This is a genomic window from [Eubacterium] eligens ATCC 27750 (genome assembly GCF_000146185.1).
GTDB classification, from domain to species: domain Bacteria; phylum Bacillota; class Clostridia; order Lachnospirales; family Lachnospiraceae; genus Lachnospira; species Lachnospira eligens.
Window position 1 is genome coordinate 159,987 of sequence record NC_012780.1, and the last position, 19,581, is coordinate 179,567.

Annotated in this window: 18 protein-coding genes, 2 pseudogenes and 1 riboswitch; of the genes and pseudogenes, 7 read left to right on the forward strand and 13 right to left on the reverse strand. The window is 38.1% G+C overall.

Annotated elements, in window-relative coordinates; genetic code table 11:
• Window positions 1-566: 566 nt before the first annotated feature.
• From EUBELI_RS11275 to EUBELI_RS11310, 8 genes are all read right to left on the reverse strand, one after another.
• A complete protein-coding gene (locus EUBELI_RS11275) occupies window positions 567-1,901 on the reverse strand; it encodes an MATE family efflux transporter (protein ID WP_012740475.1) in 1,335 nt (444 codons plus the stop codon).
• Window positions 1,902-1,930: 29 nt separating this feature from the next.
• The gene (locus tag EUBELI_RS11280) at window positions 1,931-2,851 is read right to left on the reverse strand and encodes a hypothetical protein (protein WP_041688908.1); all 921 of its coding nucleotides are present in this window, start codon (window positions 2,849-2,851) and stop codon (window positions 1,931-1,933) included.
• A 17-nt stretch (window positions 2,852-2,868) separates the two neighbouring features.
• Window positions 2,869-4,038 (reverse strand): hypothetical protein, encoded by a 1,170-nt coding sequence (locus EUBELI_RS11285; RefSeq protein ID WP_148231386.1) that lies wholly within the window; start codon window positions 4,036-4,038, stop codon window positions 2,869-2,871.
• A gap of 191 nt (window positions 4,039-4,229) precedes the next feature.
• Window positions 4,230-4,640: an HI0074 family nucleotidyltransferase substrate-binding subunit gene (locus EUBELI_RS11290; protein WP_012740478.1), complete on the reverse strand. Its 411-nt coding sequence runs from the start codon at window positions 4,638-4,640 to the stop codon at window positions 4,230-4,232.
• A complete protein-coding gene (locus tag EUBELI_RS11295) occupies window positions 4,627-4,917 on the reverse strand; it encodes a nucleotidyltransferase family protein (protein ID WP_041688910.1) in 291 nt (96 codons plus the stop codon). Before EUBELI_RS11295 ends, EUBELI_RS11290 begins: the two co-directional genes overlap by 14 nt.
• A gap of 553 nt (window positions 4,918-5,470) precedes the next feature.
• Complete coding sequence (ilvD, locus tag EUBELI_RS11300; RefSeq protein WP_012740480.1) at window positions 5,471-7,222, reverse strand: dihydroxy-acid dehydratase; 1,752 nt, start codon at window positions 7,220-7,222, stop codon at window positions 5,471-5,473.
• 21 nt (window positions 7,223-7,243) lie between these two features.
• Window positions 7,244-7,477, reverse strand: a complete 234-nt coding sequence (locus tag EUBELI_RS11305) for an HPr family phosphocarrier protein (protein WP_021866832.1) — start codon at window positions 7,475-7,477, stop codon at window positions 7,244-7,246.
• Between the two features lie 53 nt (window positions 7,478-7,530).
• On the reverse strand, window positions 7,531-8,886 hold the full coding sequence (locus tag EUBELI_RS11310; RefSeq protein WP_012740482.1) for a GntP family permease: 1,356 nt from the start codon (window positions 8,884-8,886) through the stop codon (window positions 7,531-7,533).
• Window positions 8,887-9,144: 258 nt separating this feature from the next.
• Between EUBELI_RS11310 and EUBELI_RS11315 the strand changes: the two are divergent.
• Window positions 9,145-9,836, forward strand: a pseudogene (locus EUBELI_RS11315) (FadR/GntR family transcriptional regulator).
• A gap of 82 nt (window positions 9,837-9,918) precedes the next feature.
• Window positions 9,919-10,015, forward strand: a riboswitch (THF riboswitch).
• Between the two features lie 61 nt (window positions 10,016-10,076).
• Entirely contained in the window at window positions 10,077-10,694 is a 618-nt protein-coding gene (locus EUBELI_RS11320; RefSeq protein ID WP_041688911.1) for a folate family ECF transporter S component, read from the forward strand.
• Window positions 10,695-10,861: 167 nt separating this feature from the next.
• On the opposite strand, the gene EUBELI_RS11325 is transcribed toward EUBELI_RS11320, so the two are convergent.
• Both EUBELI_RS11325 and EUBELI_RS11330 read right to left on the reverse strand, forming a co-directional pair.
• Window positions 10,862-11,407: a hypothetical protein gene (locus EUBELI_RS11325; protein ID WP_012740486.1), complete on the reverse strand. Its 546-nt coding sequence runs from the start codon at window positions 11,405-11,407 to the stop codon at window positions 10,862-10,864.
• A gap of 51 nt (window positions 11,408-11,458) precedes the next feature.
• Window positions 11,459-12,199, reverse strand: coding sequence for a Uma2 family endonuclease (locus EUBELI_RS11330; RefSeq protein ID WP_228003390.1), 741 nt, complete (start codon window positions 12,197-12,199; stop codon window positions 11,459-11,461).
• 124 nt (window positions 12,200-12,323) lie between these two features.
• Here EUBELI_RS11330 and EUBELI_RS14840 point away from each other — a divergent pair.
• A pseudogene (locus EUBELI_RS14840) lies at window positions 12,324-12,452 on the forward strand (cytidylate kinase family protein); the annotation flags it as partial.
• A 23-nt stretch (window positions 12,453-12,475) separates the two neighbouring features.
• Here the strand turns inward: EUBELI_RS14840 and EUBELI_RS14255 are convergent.
• The 3 genes from EUBELI_RS14255 to EUBELI_RS11345 all read right to left on the reverse strand — a co-directional run bounded on the left by EUBELI_RS14255 (window position 12,476) and on the right by EUBELI_RS11345 (window position 15,028).
• On the reverse strand, window positions 12,476-12,670 hold the full coding sequence (locus tag EUBELI_RS14255) for a hypothetical protein (RefSeq protein ID WP_041688912.1): 195 nt from the start codon (window positions 12,668-12,670) through the stop codon (window positions 12,476-12,478).
• 275 nt (window positions 12,671-12,945) lie between these two features.
• Window positions 12,946-14,139: an esterase/lipase family protein gene (locus EUBELI_RS11340; RefSeq protein ID WP_012740489.1), complete on the reverse strand. Its 1,194-nt coding sequence runs from the start codon at window positions 14,137-14,139 to the stop codon at window positions 12,946-12,948.
• Window positions 14,126-15,028 carry a LysR family transcriptional regulator gene (locus EUBELI_RS11345; RefSeq protein WP_012740490.1) on the reverse strand — a complete coding sequence of 301 codons (903 nt, stop codon included), beginning with the start codon at window positions 15,026-15,028 and terminating at the stop codon, window positions 14,126-14,128. The genes EUBELI_RS11340 and EUBELI_RS11345 overlap by 14 nt, the downstream gene beginning before the upstream one ends.
• A 128-nt stretch (window positions 15,029-15,156) precedes the next feature.
• On the opposite strand from EUBELI_RS11345, the gene EUBELI_RS11350 reads away from it, so the two are divergent.
• From EUBELI_RS11350 to pyrB, 4 genes are read left to right on the forward strand one after another with little or no spacing between them, the layout of a single operon-like run.
• The gene (locus EUBELI_RS11350) at window positions 15,157-15,918 is read left to right on the forward strand and encodes a DUF4866 domain-containing protein (protein WP_041689052.1); all 762 of its coding nucleotides are present in this window, start codon (window positions 15,157-15,159) and stop codon (window positions 15,916-15,918) included.
• The gene (locus tag EUBELI_RS11355) at window positions 15,905-17,245 is read left to right on the forward strand and encodes a threonine/serine exporter family protein (protein WP_012740492.1); all 1,341 of its coding nucleotides are present in this window, start codon (window positions 15,905-15,907) and stop codon (window positions 17,243-17,245) included. The genes EUBELI_RS11350 and EUBELI_RS11355 overlap by 14 nt, the downstream gene beginning before the upstream one ends.
• 37 nt (window positions 17,246-17,282) lie before the next feature.
• Entirely contained in the window at window positions 17,283-18,584 is a 1,302-nt protein-coding gene (locus tag EUBELI_RS11360) for an adenylosuccinate synthase (RefSeq protein ID WP_012740493.1), read from the forward strand.
• Complete coding sequence (pyrB, locus tag EUBELI_RS11365) at window positions 18,581-19,537, forward strand: aspartate carbamoyltransferase (protein ID WP_012740494.1); 957 nt, start codon at window positions 18,581-18,583, stop codon at window positions 19,535-19,537. Before EUBELI_RS11360 ends, pyrB begins: the two co-directional genes overlap by 4 nt.
• Window positions 19,538-19,581: the final 44 nt, after the last annotated feature.

Genomic DNA, 19,581 nt, shown 5'->3' on the forward strand with positions numbered 1-19,581 from the left:
GCTAGTCTGCTACTCGTTTAGAAGTTATTATATTTTTCTTTTTGAAAATTGTCAAACAAAAATTATCTTAACCCTGCCAGATATGTACGATCAAAATGTGCCATATTCTGTTTGCCAATAAATGCTCGCAATGCGATTGCTTTTTCAAATTATAACTGTTATAATTTATGTGGTGCTACCCTACACGGTAGGCGGTTATCCTCCATCAGAGAGTTATAGCTCTGTTTACATAGAAATCCGACTTGGAAATCTATCAAGGAGGTTTGTGCTTATGCTTACAACGGAGCTTTTTATAGCCATCATCAGCTTATGTATTACTTGCTTTGCTCTTGGTTATACTATTGGTTCTAAGAGCAAAAAATAAACACAAAACAACCGCCACGGTCTGCTAAACTTGGCGGTTGTTTTAACCAAAAAATATATCAGGCTAACCGTCTATCGGTAGCGCCTCTTTAATTATATTATCATTCAACGGGTTTTATGTCAAACATGTTATCTTTATTTCAGGTTCAAAATCTTTTGAACATCATTAGCCGTCATGCCAATTAAGCACGCTCACGAGCTCATCAATCAACTTTTTCAACCGGCCATGACTTTCTGAGTGCCACATAGGAAATCAGAAAATTTGCAAACCAGCCGGCTGGTACAGCAAGCCAGACAAACTCTATACCAAAACGCGGTGCACAAATCATAGCAACTGACAGACGGATTGCAAGGTTAACCATATTAGCTATAAGAAATGGCCGCATGATTCCCAGCCCACGAAGGACTCCATCCGTTGCCATCTTGATACCCATGAAAATGAAAAAGTAACCTAACCATTTCATGTAATCCCCTGACACCTGATATGCCAAAGCTGTTCCATCTTTACCAAGGAACAGCGAAGAAATGTGTGTATGCAGTGTCTCAATGACTATGAAAGCAAGGACTGCAAAACATATATCTAACACGAGTGCAGCATGATATCCTTTTTTGATACGCCCAATTTTCTTCGCGCCAAGATTCTGGGAAACATAAGGTGACACTGCATTTCCAATGGATACAAATATAAGAGCAAATACATTTTCTACTCTCATTGTCGCAGCATAACCTGCGAGTGCCTGTGTACCAAAAGGATTTACAACTGCCTGTACTATCATCATGCCAATTGATACTGTGGACTGCTGAAGAATTGATGGTACGGCAATCTGAAGCATTGAACGTAACTCCTTCCTGTCAAACCATTCAAAGTGACTTTTATACCTGCGCATCCGGCAAAAGAAAATTATAAATGAAAATACTGCTGAAATACCCTGTGCAATCAGGGTTGCAAGAGCTGCGCCAAACACGCCAAGTCCTAAACCAGCAACCATCCAAAGATCCATCAGAATATTTAAGATGGAAGAAAATATCAGAAGCACCAACGGAATCTTTGATTCACCGATTGAAGTAAACATTGTTGAAAGAATGTTGTACATAAACAGAAACGGAAATCCCACAAAATAAACACGAAGATACAGTACTGCTTCATCCAGTATATCAGCTGGTGTCTGTAATAAACTCATCATTGAATGTGATAACCCGAAACCAAAGATTCCCAATAATATACTTAGAATCAGGAAACTGATTAATGATGTTGATACAATGGTCTTCATTTTACTATAATTTCTTGCACCAAAATAACGGCTCACAAGCACCCCGGCACCTACCCCGGCGCCAAGTGCCACACAAATAAATACATTTGTGAGAGCAGCACAGGCTCCGACAGCCGCAAGTGCAGATGAACCGACAAACTGACCGACAATAATTGAGTCAGCCATATTATATACCTGTTGGAAAAAACTGCCCAGAATCATGGGCATGGCAAAAACAGTCAGTGCTTTAAGGGGCGCATCGGTAATTAAATATTCATCCTTTGACATTCTCTTATTTCTCCTTGAATTTCTCGTTTTTATTCTCTCCCCATATACCCCCTGATATAATTCACAGCATCACTTATTTCATCAATAATCTTATCTGGAATCTGCAGATTATACTGTCTTAAATCCACATCCTGTAATAACTGTCCAAGGCTTGTACCCTGATTGTATTGAACAATAAACAGGCTGTATAGAGGTATTTTGTCCCCGAATACATCCATATAATTATTAACAAGTGAGAAGTTGATAGTTCCTAGCATTGTGTGACATTCAACAAGATACAATTTATCGGGAATGTAGTCATACACATGCATTTTATCATTCTTAATCTCTTCTAACAATAATTCCTGCCCATTTTCTGATTCAGCATCCGTATCTTCTTCATAAAAATCTGATTCTGACGCAGCAGCTGTATCCTCATTTGAAGGAATTTCTTCTGCTGTCTCCGGGAATTCTGATATATCAATTCCTTCAAACAAAGTACTCATATCCCCCAGATTATTATCTTTTTCTCTCTCCCCAGCCTTGAGATCCCAGTCATCAACAAACTGCTTATAATTGCCATAATTGTTCTTAAGAAATTCCATGTTATCATATATTTCCTGTTCATTGACTCTCATCTTTACAATGGTAAGAATTGCATTGCCAAGCTGATCAATCGTTCCCACATATTTGCCGGTAAATACATCGTCCTTTAACACAAGCGACAGAAATAATGGTTCTCCTGACATATTTTTATAACCGGTATCAACAAATACATTGGTTGCATCATAACTTGTTACCATCTTAAGCTTAACATCCATATATATAATATGTTCATATGGATCAGCCAGAACATAATCTATTATCTTTGATATGGTTGGTGTCTCCACTGTTTCATCCACATTTTTTCTAATATTATATAAAACTTCTTCTTCTTTTCTCAAATAAATATTCTTATATATATTGGTCATTGCCCCTGCCTCCCCTCTCACTGTAAAAGCTTCATAAGTTCAGGAACAACCGCCTTCAATTGTTTCTGTACCTCATAAGGAATCTTTCCATAATCAATATTATCTGCCATATGAATTATTGCAGTATACTGATATTGCGGAATTGTTAATGTATATGCACTTCCGACAAACAAAGAATTAATAATACTTACATTAATCTTTCCAAATAATGTCGTTATCTCCGCTATTACATATGTACCCTTCTTAACCTCATAGACAACCGGCAAACTATTAATATTCATGCTCTGGATAATTGTCTGCTCCATCTCCACAGCATAATTACTATCGTCACCGGTATACATCATCTCCTGCTTCTCTTTTATCTTGTTACTAATAAAATCGACAGTTTTAGGAATCAGTGGCTTTAGCTCTCTTTTAGCACGCTGCCATCCAATCAGATAGCTATAATAAACAATATCATTCTTGTGTGCCTTATTAAATGGCAGTATGGACAACGAAGCTGCTATCTTGTTAAGCGTCCCACAGTAGCTTCCTACAAATGCGTCGCCTCTCTTAGTAAGATTAATATAAATAAGTTCTTTAGTATCAGGTTTTATATATCCGGTTTCAACCAGGGCATTAGTCGCTTTATGAACACTTTGTGGAGCCATTGAAGCATCCATATGATAAATCCTGTTTTCTATATCTTCATTGACATATGAAACAATATCTTCAACACTAATCTGACCAGCGTACACATGGAGCAGATAGGCTATATTATTCTTAAGACTCTCGATTCCCATAATTGTATAGCCTTCTGCAATGGTAACATTCCTTGACTCCACACTGACCCCTTTACTTTGATTACTAAAAACTCTCTTATTTCCTGATGGACAATAAAATGTGAGGTATTTGGCATCAATTTGTGCAAAATAATTCTCAATATCAGCATTCGCTTTTTCTAATGTCCTGATACATTGCCTTTTTCTGCTCTTCTCAAGTCTTCTGTTATCAAGAATCATTGCCAGCTCATTTGTCGGAATCCTTGTATCATCAAATGACCACTTGATAAGCGGTAATCCAGCATCTTTTAATCTTTTATTAAGGTTATTCGGATTCTGTGAATAATGTGTATCACTTATAAATGCTTTAATTTCCTTATGCTTAGGTGCATTAACATCATATAATGCCTCACTGTTCTTATGCATTACATGCCTCATGTCAGAGGCCCATTCAAGTACATCACACTGCTGTTCTGTCAGGCTGTCAGCCAGATTCGCAGATGTAGCTATTTCCTTGTTGCGCTCCATTCGCATTTTTACATATTCTTTTGATAAACTTATAAATATCCCTTCCTTCTATATTATTTTTAAACTTGACAAATGCTGTTTATATTATTTCACTCCCAGTTACTCTCTGCTTCATCCAGCTTCTTTACAAGTGTATCTTTAAGAGCTGTAAACGCAGGAATAAAGCTGTCGCGTATCAGCAGAATCAATTCATCTACTTCCTCCTCATTATATATATGAACAGAAATGTTGCGCTTTTTTAACATAAGCAGCCATGTTTCTGAATCATCTATAAACCCAAATTTATAACCAAGCTGCAGAATCTCTCGTGGTGATCCAGCAGAAGAATCTTCTACACCATGTTTTCTCATAATCTCCTGCAACGCTTTCCATGCAAGTTCAAAAGTAAGATTAAATTGTCCAATAACCCCTGTCCGGTATATATCATTAGTTTCTGCCATCTTAAAATCCGCATTAGCTAATATAGTCAGACAATTACTAAAGTTATCAAGCTTTTTCATAAATCACTACACCATCCTTTTCTATCTCCTCTTTTAATTCATCTGAAATTGATACATCTGCCTGTACAATATCGAACATCAGCAGAGAATGTGTTTTTTCCTTTACATCCCAATAAAAACCATCGAAATCTCCACCATACACAGCAATATCTATGTCACTTCGTTCCGTGTTCGTACCTCGCGCACGAGAACCAAAAAGTATGATTTTAGTAATAGAATGTTCCTTCGCAAAAGAAACAATTTCTCTTAATATCCGGTCTGGTAAATTGTATTTCATATTCAATATTGCCCCCTTATCTGCACTCATTATACTTAATTCTGTCCATAAGCACAATAAACTTACCCCATTGTTTTCCGATAAAACATATATGAATAAACTACTGACAAAATGCATGGTACAATGACTAGAGCAAAAGACACCATAATAACTGTATAAATCTTTTCTCTCAAACTCTGCTATAAACACACTAACTTCCTATAAATTCATGATTAATCTAAATCTTATAGGTATATTCCGCAATTCTTCTCAAAATTCTTCTATAAAAATGCTGTTTTTCAAAGATTTTTCCTATAAATGTATCAATTTCCATGAATTTATAGGCTAATTATTCAACTATTATTATAAACATTTTTCTTTTCTACCTATAAGAATCATAAAGATACGACTACTTATAGGTATCACGTTATTTTCATGATTCTCCTGCTACTTTTAATCCCATGAAACCGCCAGATAAGATAATCACAATTATATCACAATACATTCATAAAAATACGTTGGTTAAAAAGGGTGGGAAGAACCTAATCTTCCCACCCTTGTACCCTTACTATTCTTATTTATCGTATTCCAGATAAGCACCCTTCATTGGGCTTGCTGCAAGTTCACTGAATAATCTTAATACGCCCTTCTTATATTTACGTTCTTTAGGTTTCCACTGTTTTCTTCTTTCCATAAGGATCTTATCTATCTCTTCAGGTGTCATTCTCTTTCCTGCAACACCTACTATGTTAAGCTTTCTTTCCTCAACATCGATTTCAATAAGATCTCCTTCTTCAACGAGTGCAATAGGACCTCCATCTACCGCTTCCGGGCTGCAGTGTCCAATTACCGGACCGGTAGATGCTCCCGAGAACCTTCCGTCTGTAATAAGTGCTATACTCTTACCCAGCTCCTTATCACTGCTTATTGCCTCTGATGTATAGAACATCTCAGGCATTCCACTTCCTTTAGGTCCCTCATATCTTATAAATACAGCATCACCCTTCTGAACCTTATGATGAATTACTGCATCAAGACATGCCTCTTCGCTATCGAATGGTCTTGCATTAAGTACTGCCTTAAACATTTCCTTAGGGCAGGCTGTATGCTTAATTACTGCTCCCTCTGGGGCAAGATTACCTTTAAGAACAGCAATGCTTCCATTCTCTCCAATAGGCTTATCGTATGGTCTGATTATATCTTCCTTGGTAACATTTACATTGTAGCGCTTGTTGAAATCATCAAGCCACTTATTACATCTTTCATAGAATCCATTTGACTTAAGTTCTTCAAGATTCTCACCAAGAGTCTTTCCTGTAACAGTCATTACATCAAGATGGAGATGTTCCTTAATTTCTTCCATAATTGCTGGAACACCGCCTGCATAATAGAATACTTCTGCTGGCCATCTTCCTGCTGGACGTACATCAAGAAGATAATGTGCACCACGATGTAATCTGTCAAATGTATCTCCTGTAATCTCAATTCCGAATTCATGTGCAATTGCAGGAATATGAAGCAGACAGTTAGTACTTCCTGATATTGCTGCATGTACAAGAATTGCATTTTCAAAGCTATCCATAGTTACTATATCTGATGGTTTCATATTCTTCATCTTTGCAAGCCTTACTGACTGTCTTCCTGCTTCTCTTGCATAGGCTAACAGGTCAGGACTTGTAGCTGGCATAAGAGCACTTCCAGGCAGTGCTAATCCAAGTGCCTCTGCCATTATCTGCAATGTTGATGCTGTTCCGATAAATGAACATGCACCACAGCTAGGGCATGCATTACATTTTGCCCAGTCAAGCTTCTCTTCGTCAATCTCGCCTCTTTCATACTGTGCACTGTACATTCCAAGCTGCTCAAGTGTAAGCATTTCCGGACCTGCATTCATTGTACCGCCTGGAACAAATACAGATGGAATATTAACTCTTGCAAGTCCCATCAGATTACCAGGAACTCCTTTATCACAGCTTGAAAGATATACACCTGCATCAAATGGTGTTGCATTTGCATGTATCTCTATCATATTAGCTATCATTTCCCTGCTTGCAAGACTATAATTGATACCGTCAGTTCCCTGACTTTCACCATCGCATATATCTGTACAATAGTACCTTGCTCCGAATCCGCCTTCTTCAGCAACACCCTTTCGAACCTCTTCCACAAGTATGTTAAGATGTCCGCTTCCCGGATGACTGTCACCATATGTACTTTCTACCATGACCTGTACTTTTCCAAGGTCTTCCTTCTTCCAGCCTGTGCCAATTCTCAAAGGATCTAATTCTGGGGCTAATTTTCTCATTTCCTGACTTACTAAACACATAATAATTACCTGCCTTTCTTCTTATCTTAATAAATTCATCTGTTCTAATTTTTCGTACACCTTGTCTTTCTCAGTATCATCCACACACATCTCTACATTGTCAAACTGTGGAAGACTGAATACTCCGAGCATCGACTTGGCATCAACTAAATACTTACCACACATAAGGTCTACATCTTTATCGCAACCTTCTGCTATCTGTACCAGATGCTTTGCATCAGTCATATTGTTCAAACATACCGGTATTTTTACCATTTGCATCCTCCTGTTTTATATCTTCTTAATTAAATAGTGACCTTTAATAATATCTAAGCAAATATTGAAATAATCAGACTTACAATTAATGCTGTTATACCTATAAGTGTTTCCATAATAGTCCACGACTTTAATGTAGTTTTCTCATCTATCTCAAGAAATGTTCCTACAAGCCAGAAACCAGCATCATTTACATGACTTAATGCTGTTGCACCACCACATATTGCACAACACATTGCTGCTCTGTATAACATGCTTGTTGCCATAACTGCAGGCATAGTTGCCATTATTCCTGATGCCATAGTCATTGCAACCATAGAACTTCCTACAGATGCTCTTACAAGTAATGCAATAAGAAATGCTACAAGTATAAGTGGCATTCCGCTCTTCTCCAATGCCGGACCTATTATATCTCCAAGTCCTGAATCCTGAAGCATCCATCTGATTACTCCACCACTTGCTATTACCAGAAGTATCATTCCGACTGGGCGTAATGAATGATCAAGTATCTTCTTTAACTGGGCTCCTGTATATCCTCTTTTTATTCCAAGGAAATACATTGCAGCAAGTGTTGCTATTGTCAATGCAAGGAATGGTTTTCCAATGAATCCCAGCACATTTTTCACATCAACCGGAATCGGCATGTATTTAGAAACAGTACTTACCAGTATTAATACAAGTGGTATAAGAATCACTCCAAGCACCAGTCCAAATGGAGGCAGTTCCTTAGAATCTTCCTTAATCTCTTCCACATTAACCGGTAATTTAGTAAACACTTTGTTTCCAATGAATCGTCCCCATATTACACCTGCTACTATCATACATATCAATGCAGTTGGGATACCAACCATAATCATCACTCCAAGATTAACTCCAAGTGAATCTGCCACGAGAACAGAACCTGCTGATGGTGGAACAAATGCGTATCCACTTGCAAGACCTGCAAGAAGCGGTATTGCATAATATAATGTTGACTTCTTAGTCTGCTTTGCAACACTGAATGCAAGTGGTATAAGTACAACCACACCTGCTTCAAAAAATACTGTTGTTCCTATAACCAATCCTGTAATTCCCAGTGCAATTCCAGCCTTCTTCTGACCAAGCTTATCAATAAGTGTCTGTGCTATTCTTTGTGCCCCGCCACTTACCTCAAGAATTCCGCCAAACATTGAACCGAGACCTACAAGTAATGCTATTCCCTGAAGCGTTTTGCCAACACCCTTTTCAACCGTATCTGATATCATTGTAAGCGGCATCCCTGCTCCAACACCTATGATAATAGCTGCTATCATCATCGATATAACAGGATGAAGCTTAAATTTGATTATTAACAACAGTAACACAATAATTCCGACTGCTGCCGCTATCAGTAATCTGGTTGGATTTGCAACAAATACTGTCTGCTCCATATCGTTTTACCTCCTAATCATCTGATGTATCTTAGTTAATACATCATACCTTTTCTTTGTTTCTTGTAACTTTTTTGCCTTTTTCTGAGATTTATTTCGAAATTCATCTGATGTATTTAATATAATACATGGTATTTAGAAAAACAATACTGTAAAATTGCTCAATTTTTCTGTGCTTTTTTGTGCATTTTTTCATTTTGACAATTAAATAGAAGCATTATATCATTAATATTACTAACATAGGAGCATAGGAATCGTATGATGAATTTTGAATCTGATGAGAGAAATCTTCCACAGAAGATTTCCGAAGACATAATATCTTTTATATTAAATGAACATTTACAGCCAGGTGACAAGCTTCCTAATGAAGCACATCTTGCTAAAGAACTCAATATTGGAAGAAGTTCTCTTCGTGAAGCCATGAAATTACTTGCTTCACGTAACATTGTGACAATCAGACAGGGATCTGGAACATATGTAGCATCATCACCCGGTGTAGTTGATGACCCTCTCGGATTTACATTCATACCTGACAAAAAAAGCTTGTCCAAGATCTGCTTGAAGTCCGTTTTTTACTGGAGCCAGCTATCGCAGCTATGTCTGCAACGTATGCAGATAATAATGATATTAAGAAAATTGTTTCTTTGTGTGATGAGGTTGAAGAGCTTCTAAAACAGAAAAAAGATCATACCCAGAAAGATATAGAATTCCACACCGCAATAGCAATGGGAAGCAAGAATCTTATTATCCCAAGACTCATTCCGATTATCAACAGCTCAATTCCTCTTTTTGTTGAGACAACCGGTAATGTTCTTAAAGTAGAAACTATTGAAACACACCGTGAAATAGCTACTGCCATTGCACAGCATAATGCAATCAAGGCACAGGATGCCATGACCATGCACCTTATGTACAACAGAAGATGTATTAATTCTAAACAGAATTTATAATATATTGTAAACAGCCTTAATATAATGCTTTACATTTATATGAATATGTGCTTTAATAGTGCCTGTACAAATCAATTATATAAGCAGAGTAGGAATATGTGCGTTAAGTGCCATATGGACAGGGAGTTGCCATACGGACGAAAAGATTTCTTGCGATACATAATCCGCATCCCGCTGCTACATATACTGGTCAACAGCCTCTTATGTAGTGCGAATACTACTGCAAAGGAGGTTATTTTTATGTCAATTCTATTAAAGAATTTTGCATTTTCAGCAAAAGAGTTCAGATGTCTCAAGTCAATTGTTGCTGCGGCACTTCTCGTCGCACTTCACACTGTTTTAGCAGTTTTTGTATCTATTAATGTAACCCCGGCACTCAGAATTTCAGTATCTTTCCTTGCCAACTGTGCAATTGGATACATGTTCGGTCCTGTTATGGGATTCATGTGCGGAGGACTTGGTGATATAGTCCAGTATATCATTAAGCCAACCGGTCCTTATTTTCCGGGCTGGACATTAAGTGCTGCTTTAGCTGGTCTTATCTATGGTTTATTTTTCTATGACTGCAACATCAAAATTTCCAAGAAAAAAGTAACAGGTGAAAAACGCAGCCTTTTAGATATTATAGATTTCAAATTCCTTATTAGAGTTGTGCTTGCGCTTACTATTGATACACTTCTTGTAAATGTTCTTCTTGGAACATACTGGTGCAGCATAATGTACGGCAAAGGATTTATGTTTTATCTTACAATGAGATTTACCAAAAATCTTATCCAGCTGCCTATCAACATTTTCTTAACTTACAATGTTATAGGAATCGTTAAAGTAATTAATAATAAAATATATAAAAACGAATAAACAAAACGCAGGATATAGTGACTAACTCCCATATATCCTGCGTTTTTTGATTTATCATTGCTTACTGCGTATTTAAGCCGCTCTCCTGTTAATCTTTGCATGGCTTCAATTATTGATATGGAACTCTTATGAAACAATATATCCTAAAAAAGTGAGATTTCCCCTGTTTATACCCTCTTATAAATAATTGGTTCATCATATCCAAAAGTTCTTTTTCCGTTAACTTCCATGCTTTCAGATACTTCCAGGCAGCTATCAGAAAACTTTTCCCAAAGCTTAAATGTCATTACCGGTGAAAACTGGCTTATGCTGCCTCCCTCCCAGATTCCACTCTTTTCATGATAAAGTGCGGGTGTAAACTTTTCAGATTTTTTCAGTTCAGCATAATCAACATTCTTCATAGAATTATATGAAAATGTATTCTTGTCTTCTCCTGCTGGAATTTCATATGAAGAAAGAACAATTCCGTCGTCAGTTTCCATAATAAGGAAAATATGTGGTGATGCATGGCGTTTTCCATTGGTTTCATAATAACTTTCTTCAACAACAAATTTTCCATTAAAATCCTTAGGAATGTTTTTTATTTTATCATTACATATAGTATTGATGTGTTCTGCATAAGGATATATTTTTCCTGCCTTCTGCATCATATCAAACTGTTCTTTGTTATCAAAATGTCCTGTCATCATTCCTATAAATTTATCAAGTTTCATCTTATTTTTGCCTCCATCTTTAAATTTTATATAATTAATTTCGATGATTCACTACTCCATACCATCCTTAAGCCATTTGGCAATATTGGTGAAATCTATCTTAAGATTATCATCATATATATTCACCGGAACTGGCTTGTCAAATCCATAAATAACAGGATACACATCACTCTCGAAGAAATACACCAGAACCTTCTCCTGCATGTAATCAACTATCCAGTATTCACGCACCCCTGCTTCAATATACTTGGATAACTTCAAAGTGTAGTCCTTTTTCTTAGTAGATGGAGAAATTACTTCTACAAGAAAATCCGGTGCACCATATACACCAAAACGCTGAATCTTAGAAGAATCACATACAATGCCGACATCTGGCTGAACCATAGTCTTTTCATCACAATCAAGCTGTACATCTACTGGTGCAATAAAAGGACGACAGTTACCACCATTCTCCACAATAAAATTAGCAATCTGACGATGAATCTCTCCTCCAATTGACTGATGTCCAAAGGTTGGTGAAGCCATATCATAGAAATATCCATCAATCAGCTCAACCCTCTGTTCATCAGGCAAGGTACGGTAATCATCTACAGTATAACTTCCGTTCCTCTCATATCTGTTGGATACATGCTCTCTTACCTCAAGCGGTTCTTCAAAAAAATGCTCCAAAGCCATAAGCGTATCGTATCTTGGATTCACCGTCTCCCCGGAAAAAATCTTCTGCACAGTACCTAATGGTACACCTGATAAATTGGCAATCTGTGCATATGTATAACCCTTTTCCTTCTTCATGTTATGCACTTCCATATTTTAACCGTTTTATGATTGAAATAAGAACATTTACCGATAAATTATCCGACATAACCACATTTGACATGATAACACTGTAATGAAATTATCAAGATGATTGCCGGAGATGGAAAGATTTAATCTTTCTGAGAAGGACGCTGAGCAGACTATCTGGAAAGATGACAAGCGACGCGCCGACAACTACCACTACTATACAAACCGTATGTTAGGCGCTGCTGGCAACTTTGATATTACACTGAATACTGAACTTGGCTCTGATTATATTTTTTCTCTTCCAACCAGTTCTCCCCAATCATATTCCCCATCAAGCATCAGATCACCGTTAAATTCCATTGCCCGTTCTTCCAGTGATTTATGTTTATTACTAGTTGTTAATTTGTCATATAAAATAATCTCTTTTCCTGTATTTAAAAGCGAAAGATTCGCATTCACACAATCTTTAATATTTCGCAAAAACTCCAATCCCCCTATACATATAAAAAGGCTCTGCCTCACATCAGCAGAGCCTCTGACATTTTCCTTCAAAACCTATGGTTTCTAGCCAGATTGTGGTAAATGTCAAACCCGTATAAAGCTCATAAGGCACTGCTCTCTGGCACAACACCTTACTTCTTAGCTTGGCAGGTACTCAAGTTACCTATCTTTAATATTATATTACCTATCTTCAAGAAATATGTCAATTACAAATATTTTATTTTACTAAAAATTTATAATTTGTATTTTAAAAATCAAAACCCCATCTTCTTAAGTCCCGCAACAACCTGCACATAAAATTCCCGAACATCAAATCCTTTAATGTTCTCCCTGTTAAGATCTATCATATCACCATGCGATATACCTCTTTTACCGCTGACAGTAAGAAACTGATAGTTCTGTCCCCATCGAAAGGATTCTTCTCCAACAAGTCCGTCATTAGGTCCGTCAAAATATTTCACCAGTGGATATGTAAAATTAAGTGGAAATCTTCCCGAAGCCGGATGGTTTAGTTTAGAACCAACTGACTGATAATAAATGTCTGGATTATCCTTTATTTCATTGTTGAATTCACTGCATTTTTCTGATGTAAGGTCATATACGGCAGCAAGAAAATCAGGGTTAATGTCTCCGAGTTTAGCCGCTCCAGCGTTATATGCATTTGCAACCATCTGCTGCTGTTTTTCAGGAATTTTGCCAAGAAGATAATCAGCAAACTGACAGCCCCTGTGTGGTGTATTTATCGTTGTAAGAGAAGCCACATAAGGTGCAATATCTGTAAGTGCTATCGCTGCCCTCATGTCCAGTCCGCCTTTTGAATGGGCAATTACATTTACTTTCTCACAGCCTGTCTTAATGACAATCTGGTGAATCCTTTCTGCCAGCTCTTTAGCACTGTCTCGCACGGCCGCCGCACTGTTATGATTGCCATAACAAATCACTGCACCATTAGCCTCAAGCTCTGCCGGTATTCTTCCCCAGTAATTAAGATGTTCAAAATCCCTGAAAAATACGCCATGCACCATAAGAACAGGATATTTAGTACTGCATATCCGCTGTTCTTTGCGCTGCAGATTTCTCTTAGCACGCATTTCCTCCATGCGGACTTCCTCACCAACTGTCTTTATAATAATATGAAGCATGACAAGATGTGCAACAGGTATCCATCCACACACGATTCCAAGCACTCTCCATCTGATCCCAAGCTGCTCAGATGTCGCATACACCATAATAATTCCTATCCAGAAAATAATGCTTTCCACAAGAATTCCTATCCCTGCCCGGATAAGCCAGTAAACTGGCGTTTTTACTATTCCTGCCGGACCGCCAAACCATTTTTCATAACAGCCTGTAATACCTAATATAAGATATATTGCTAATATTACTGTCGTCCAGCAGAATATTTTCAGCATAATTCTGCCAAAGTTACATACTTTAATTCTCCCCATAATTAATCTCCCCTATTGTTTTTCTCAACTTTCTTGCCGCCGAACTCACCGGGTGTCTGCTGTCATAGACAAGACATATATTTCTCTTCGGAATATTATCCTTAAGAGATATCTTCACAATCTCTTTCTTATCAATCGATTCCTGCGCCATTGTCTCTGGTAAGAATGCAAGTCCTAATTCACATTTTACAAGAGGAAGTATCTGGTCTGTTGTCGCAGCCTCCGTATCAGGCTCTAATTCAACCCCATGTGACATAAATAAATCTTTATAGAATCTGAATGTCATAGTCTCTCTGCCAAGGCATATCAGTGGATAATCCGTCAATTCTCTTATTGATAATTCCTGACTTCCCAATGCTGTAAATGTAGTTCCTCCGACAAGTATTTCCTGAAAAGAATGCAACACCACCGTCTTTAGTGATGAATCTGCGTACACAGGTGATGATACCACTGCAAAGTCTACCAGTCCATTTTTTACTGCATCAATCGCCTCCGGCGTTGAATGATTATATATCTTAAGCCGGATTCCGGGATTGACCATGTGAAATGCTTTTAACTTATCAAGAAGAAATATATTAAGCGCAGTCTCACTTGCCCCTATGGAAATACTGCCATGTGAAAGACTTGCACTGTCCGCAAGCTCTTCTTCTGCTGCCATAAGCTGTGTCATAGCCGCTGTAACCCTTATATACAGTTTTTCCCCCTCTGGTGTAAGCTGTATTCCCCGGTTATTTCTTACAAACAGTGTTGAATTAATCTGCTGTTCCAGACAGTTCATTGCCCTTGTAACATTAGGCTGGCTGCTTCCTAACGCCTGAGCGGCTTTCGTAAAATTCTTGTACCTGGCTACATAATAAAATATCTTGTAATACTCAAAATTAACATCCATAACTTATCGCTCCGTAATATCTGACATATCATATTGTTATAGCATTTATATCAATTATAGTTTTTACTTATTTCTACCACAATAGTATAATCTAGCCGAAAATGAAAAACAAGAAGGAGCTGATGATTATGAAAGAAAAAACTATCTTTCCAAGAGAAGAAAAATCTGAGGTTTTATTTGATAAAATTCTAAATGACCCATGGGCTTATAATAAACTTTTCCAGACATTCTGTAACAATCTGTTTTGCAATGATGATTCTGAAGCAATACTTTCTCCGCTTCAATTCACGGAAGCATTATTCAACTGCTATTCTAATAAAGACTTATCTGCATTTCTTATGGCTATCACGCAAAATACCATGTTTGATTTACTGAGAAATTCATTTCTTATTCCATACCGCTTCAACGCTGATGGAAAGCAGAATCCCATAATTATGACCGACGATAAAGGTATGCTTCTTCCAGAATTTGCTGATTCTGTTCACGAAAAAGACTATCAGCATTTTTATAACATTTATAAGAACCTTGATAATAATAAAAATATGTTTCTTGCCGAGGCTTACAGATACAGTCACACATATGGTGATGACCCGTCTGTAGTGGAGCAGCAGGTTCTTGAGCGAAGCACTGGTATACTGCTTATCCGCGAACTGCCTGACACTGTCAGAATGAAGGAAACCGAGGCAGAGGCCTATAGTGCTGTATGGGATCTTATGCTTGAGCTTGAGAAGAATCTTCCAATGGCATACATATTCTATGGTCAGGATTCATTCGTTGAACACAATGAACATTTTGACGAACTTGGAATTTTCCTTCCCAATTCTATATTCTTACGAAACCTTGAACACCATGTTAAGAAAGCAGAGGCGATTATATATGCCAAGGACTAATTACATTGACATTATGGAAAAAAATCATATGGAAATTCCGTGGCACGACTATACGAATGCCGACAGCAATGCATTAATTGCTAATGCAGACCTTATAGAAAAAGCCTCCGTTATCGGTCGTGTAGGTCTGATTATGCTATCATGCGGCACTGGTGCATGGCGTGTCCGTACATCTATGAATAAGCTATCCAAGGAACTTGGAGTAACCTGTACCGTGGATGTTGGCCTTATGTCTATTGAATTTAACTGCTTTGATGGTAATGACTGCGTATCACAGTCGTTAAGCATTGCCAATACCGGTGTTAATACCTCCAAGCTTTACAGAATGGAACAATTTGTTGACAATTTCCCTAATGAAGAGGCCCACCTTACAGGTGAAATGATTCATAAAAGGCTTGATGAAATTGAACAGATACATACCCTGTATTCACCGGTAAAGCTTGGACTTGCCGCCGCTCTAGCATGCTGCGGATTCACATTTCTGCTTGGCGGCGGTCCTATAGAGATGCTTTTCGCATTCATTGCAGCCGGAACAGGTAATCTTATTAGGACAAAGCTTATTAAACATCATTTTACACTATTCATGAATATAGCAGTTTCTATATCTGCATCATGCCTTATATATGCAATTCTGCTTAAACTTGCTATTCTGATGTTTAATATCCCTTCTGTACATGAAGCCGGATACATATGTTCCATGCTTTTCATAATACCGGGATTTCCTTTCATCACCAGCGGCATTGACCTTGCAAAGCTCGACCTACGGTCAGGTATTGAAAGGCTGACTTATTCAATAATTATTGTACTGGTTGCTACCGTATTTGCATGGATTATGGCTTTGTTACTGCATTTGCAGCCAGAAGAATTTACTACATTACATATTGGAAAAATGTTACATCTGATATTAAGACTTATTGCAAGCTTCTGCGGTGTATTCGGATTCTCTATCATGTTTAACAGTTCTGTTCCGATGGCGGCTATGGCTGCTCTTATTGGTTGTATCGCCAATACGCTGCGTCTTGAACTTGTTGATTTTACAGGCATGCCTGCCGCTGCTGCCGCATTTATTGGTGCTGCTACTGCCGGATTACTTGCCTCATTTATTAAAAATTATAATGGATATCCTAGAATATCACTTACAGTTCCTTCCATAGTTATTATGGTACCCGGACTTTACTTATACCGCGCAATATACAATTTCGGCATAATGTCCCTGACAGAAGCGGTCTCATGGTTTACATCTGCAATTATGATAATTGTTGCACTTCCGCTCGGACTTATATTTGCCAGAATTATTACGGACCGCACATTCCGTTATTGCACTTAGTATTAACTATACATTTATATAAGGAGGAATTATTATTATGCTTACTTCTGTAACAGGTATTAACTGGGGCGACGAGGGCAAAGGCCGTGTAATTGACCTTCTTGCTGAAAATGCAGATATAGTCGTCAGGTATCAGGGCGGCAATAACGCCGGTCACACTGTTGTAACTAATCAGGGAAAATTCGTTCTTAATCTTCTGCCATCAGGAATACTTCACTCCGATGTTATATGTATTCTTGGAGACGGCATGGTTGTTGACCTTGAACACCTTGCCAACGAAATAAAGCAGATTGAAGACAGAGGAATACAGATTAATCCAAAACATTTGAAATTATCTAAAAAAGCTACAATATCTATGCCATGGCACAGGGTACAGGATGAACTTGAAGAAAACAGACTAGAACGAACCGGCTCTGCTTTCGGTTCTACAAGACGAGGCATAGCATATGCCTACAGTGACAAATACAGAAAAAAGACTCTGCGTCTTGGTGACCTTCTTCATTTGGATGATACAGCTGTACAGGCAAGACTTACAACTATTCTTGAGTCCAAGAACCTTGAGCTTGCCGGCTGCTATCATCAGGAGCCAATGTCTTATCCGGCACTTCTTGACTGGTGCAGGGAACAGGCTGAAAAGTTCAGTAAATACATATGCGATACAGGCACATTTATAGACAAAGCATTATCCTGTGGTAAAAAAGTTATTCTTGAGGCACAGTTAGGTGCATTAAGAGATATTGATTACGGTATCTTCCCTTACACATCAAGTTCATCAACCATATCAGCCTATGGTCCTATAGGTGCAGGAATCCCTGGAAGACACGCTGACCATGTTGTTGGTGTACTTAAAGCCTATTCTACCTGTGTCGGTGCAGGACCTTTTGTTGCTGAAAATGCTGTTTCAGAAAAATGGCAGCAAGACTTAAGAGCAGCCGGTGGTGAATTCGGTGCTGCAACAGGCCGTCCTCGCCGTGTTGGTCCTTTTGATGCAGTCGCAAGCAGATATGGACTCAGATGCCAGCATGCAGACAAAATCGCACTAACCAAGCTTGATGTATTAAGCTCTATGAAAGAAATTCCTATAATTACAGGCTACAATGACCCAAACGGCTCTCTGGTTGAATTCGACCCAACTGATAACCTTGATTCATGCACTCCTGTTATATACAAAGTTCCCGGCTGGGAAGAAGATATATCACATTGCAGGACATTTGACGAGCTTCCTGCTAATGCAAAAAATTACATTAAAACAATTGAGGATATGCTTCATGCAGAAATCAACTTTATATCTGTCGGTGCTAAGAGAGATGAATATTTATTAAAAGGAGAGTGGCTATGAGACATCTGATAACCCCTATGGATCTTTCCGTTGAAGAAACTATGAATATATTAGATCTTGCGGAGCGGATATCCATTGGACCACAATTATATAAGCATGTTGCCGATGGCAGACAGCTTGCTACACTTTTTTACGAACCAAGTACCAGAACCCGTTTATCTTTCGAGTCTGCTATGTTAAGTCTTGGAGGACAGACGCTGGGCTTTTCAAGTGCAGCTCAGTCTAGTGCTTCCAAAGGTGAAACCGTTGCTGATACTGCAAGAGTTGTAAGCTGCTATGCAGATATAATTGCGATGAGACATCCAAAAGAAGGTGCTCCACTGCAGGCATCAATATATTCACGCATTCCTATAATAAACGCAGGAGACGGCGGTCATGCGCACCCTACACAGACACTTATTGATATGATGACTATAAGACAGCGTAAAGGAAAGCTTAATAACCTGACTATCGGTTTCTGTGGCGACCTGAAATTCGGACGGACGGTACACTCCCTTGTCAGCAGCCTTACTCGTTTCTCTGATAATAAATTCTACTTCATATCTCCCGAAGAATTACGGATTCCGGATTATCTGAGAGACGATGTATTAAATCCATCTAATTCAACTTATGAGGAAGTGTCAAGCCTTGAAGATACTCTTCCTAAACTTGATGTTCTATACATGACAAGAGTACAGAAAGAAAGATTTTTCAATGAAGAAGAATATCTCCGTTTAAAAGATGTCTACATTCTTGACGAAGAAAAGTTAAAGCTGGCTGATAAAGATATGCCTGTTCTTCATCCTCTGCCACGAGTCGATGAGATTTCCCTTGATGTCGATGACGATCCAAGAGCTGCATATTTTGACCAGGTCCAGAATGGTAAATATATAAGAATGGCACTAATCATGGCATTGCTTGGTATTACTGATCCGGTAACCGGCAGAACAGTTCTTGATACACACAGCCTATAACTAAACATTCCATATAAAAACTGCCATCCGCTAAACTTAATGTT

Bases quoted from the DNA above. Each gene is read 5' to 3' on its own strand.
- EUBELI_RS11275 (WP_012740475.1), bottom strand. From the start codon at position 1,901: ATGTCAAAGGATGAATATTTAATTACCGATGCGCCCCTTAAAGCACTG.
- EUBELI_RS11280 (WP_041688908.1), bottom strand. From the start codon at position 2,851: ATGACCAATATATATAAGAATATTTATTTGAGAAAAGAAGAAGAAGTT.
- EUBELI_RS11285 (WP_148231386.1), bottom strand. From the start codon at position 4,038: ATGCATAAGAACAGTGAGGCATTATATGATGTTAATGCACCTAAGCAT.
- EUBELI_RS11290 (WP_012740478.1), bottom strand. From the start codon at position 4,640: ATGAAAAAGCTTGATAACTTTAGTAATTGTCTGACTATATTAGCTAAT.
- EUBELI_RS11295 (WP_041688910.1), bottom strand. From the start codon at position 4,917: ATGAAATACAATTTACCAGACCGGATATTAAGAGAAATTGTTTCTTTT.
- ilvD (WP_012740480.1), bottom strand. From the start codon at position 7,222: ATGTGTTTAGTAAGTCAGGAAATGAGAAAATTAGCCCCAGAATTAGAT.
- EUBELI_RS11305 (WP_021866832.1), bottom strand. From the start codon at position 7,477: ATGGTAAAAATACCGGTATGTTTGAACAATATGACTGATGCAAAGCAT.
- EUBELI_RS11310 (WP_012740482.1), bottom strand. From the start codon at position 8,886: ATGGAGCAGACAGTATTTGTTGCAAATCCAACCAGATTACTGATAGCG.
- EUBELI_RS11320 (WP_041688911.1), top strand. From the start codon at position 10,077: ATGTCAATTCTATTAAAGAATTTTGCATTTTCAGCAAAAGAGTTCAGA.
- EUBELI_RS11325 (WP_012740486.1), bottom strand. From the start codon at position 11,407: ATGAAACTTGATAAATTTATAGGAATGATGACAGGACATTTTGATAAC.
- EUBELI_RS11330 (WP_228003390.1), bottom strand. From the start codon at position 12,199: ATGAAGAAGGAAAAGGGTTATACATATGCACAGATTGCCAATTTATCA.
- EUBELI_RS11340 (WP_012740489.1), bottom strand. From the start codon at position 14,139: ATGGGGAGAATTAAAGTATGTAACTTTGGCAGAATTATGCTGAAAATA.
- EUBELI_RS11345 (WP_012740490.1), bottom strand. From the start codon at position 15,028: ATGGATGTTAATTTTGAGTATTACAAGATATTTTATTATGTAGCCAGG.
- EUBELI_RS11350 (WP_041689052.1), top strand. From the start codon at position 15,157: ATGAAAGAAAAAACTATCTTTCCAAGAGAAGAAAAATCTGAGGTTTTA.
- EUBELI_RS11355 (WP_012740492.1), top strand. From the start codon at position 15,905: ATGCCAAGGACTAATTACATTGACATTATGGAAAAAAATCATATGGAA.
- EUBELI_RS11360 (WP_012740493.1), top strand. From the start codon at position 17,283: ATGCTTACTTCTGTAACAGGTATTAACTGGGGCGACGAGGGCAAAGGC.
- pyrB (WP_012740494.1), top strand. From the start codon at position 18,581: ATGAGACATCTGATAACCCCTATGGATCTTTCCGTTGAAGAAACTATG.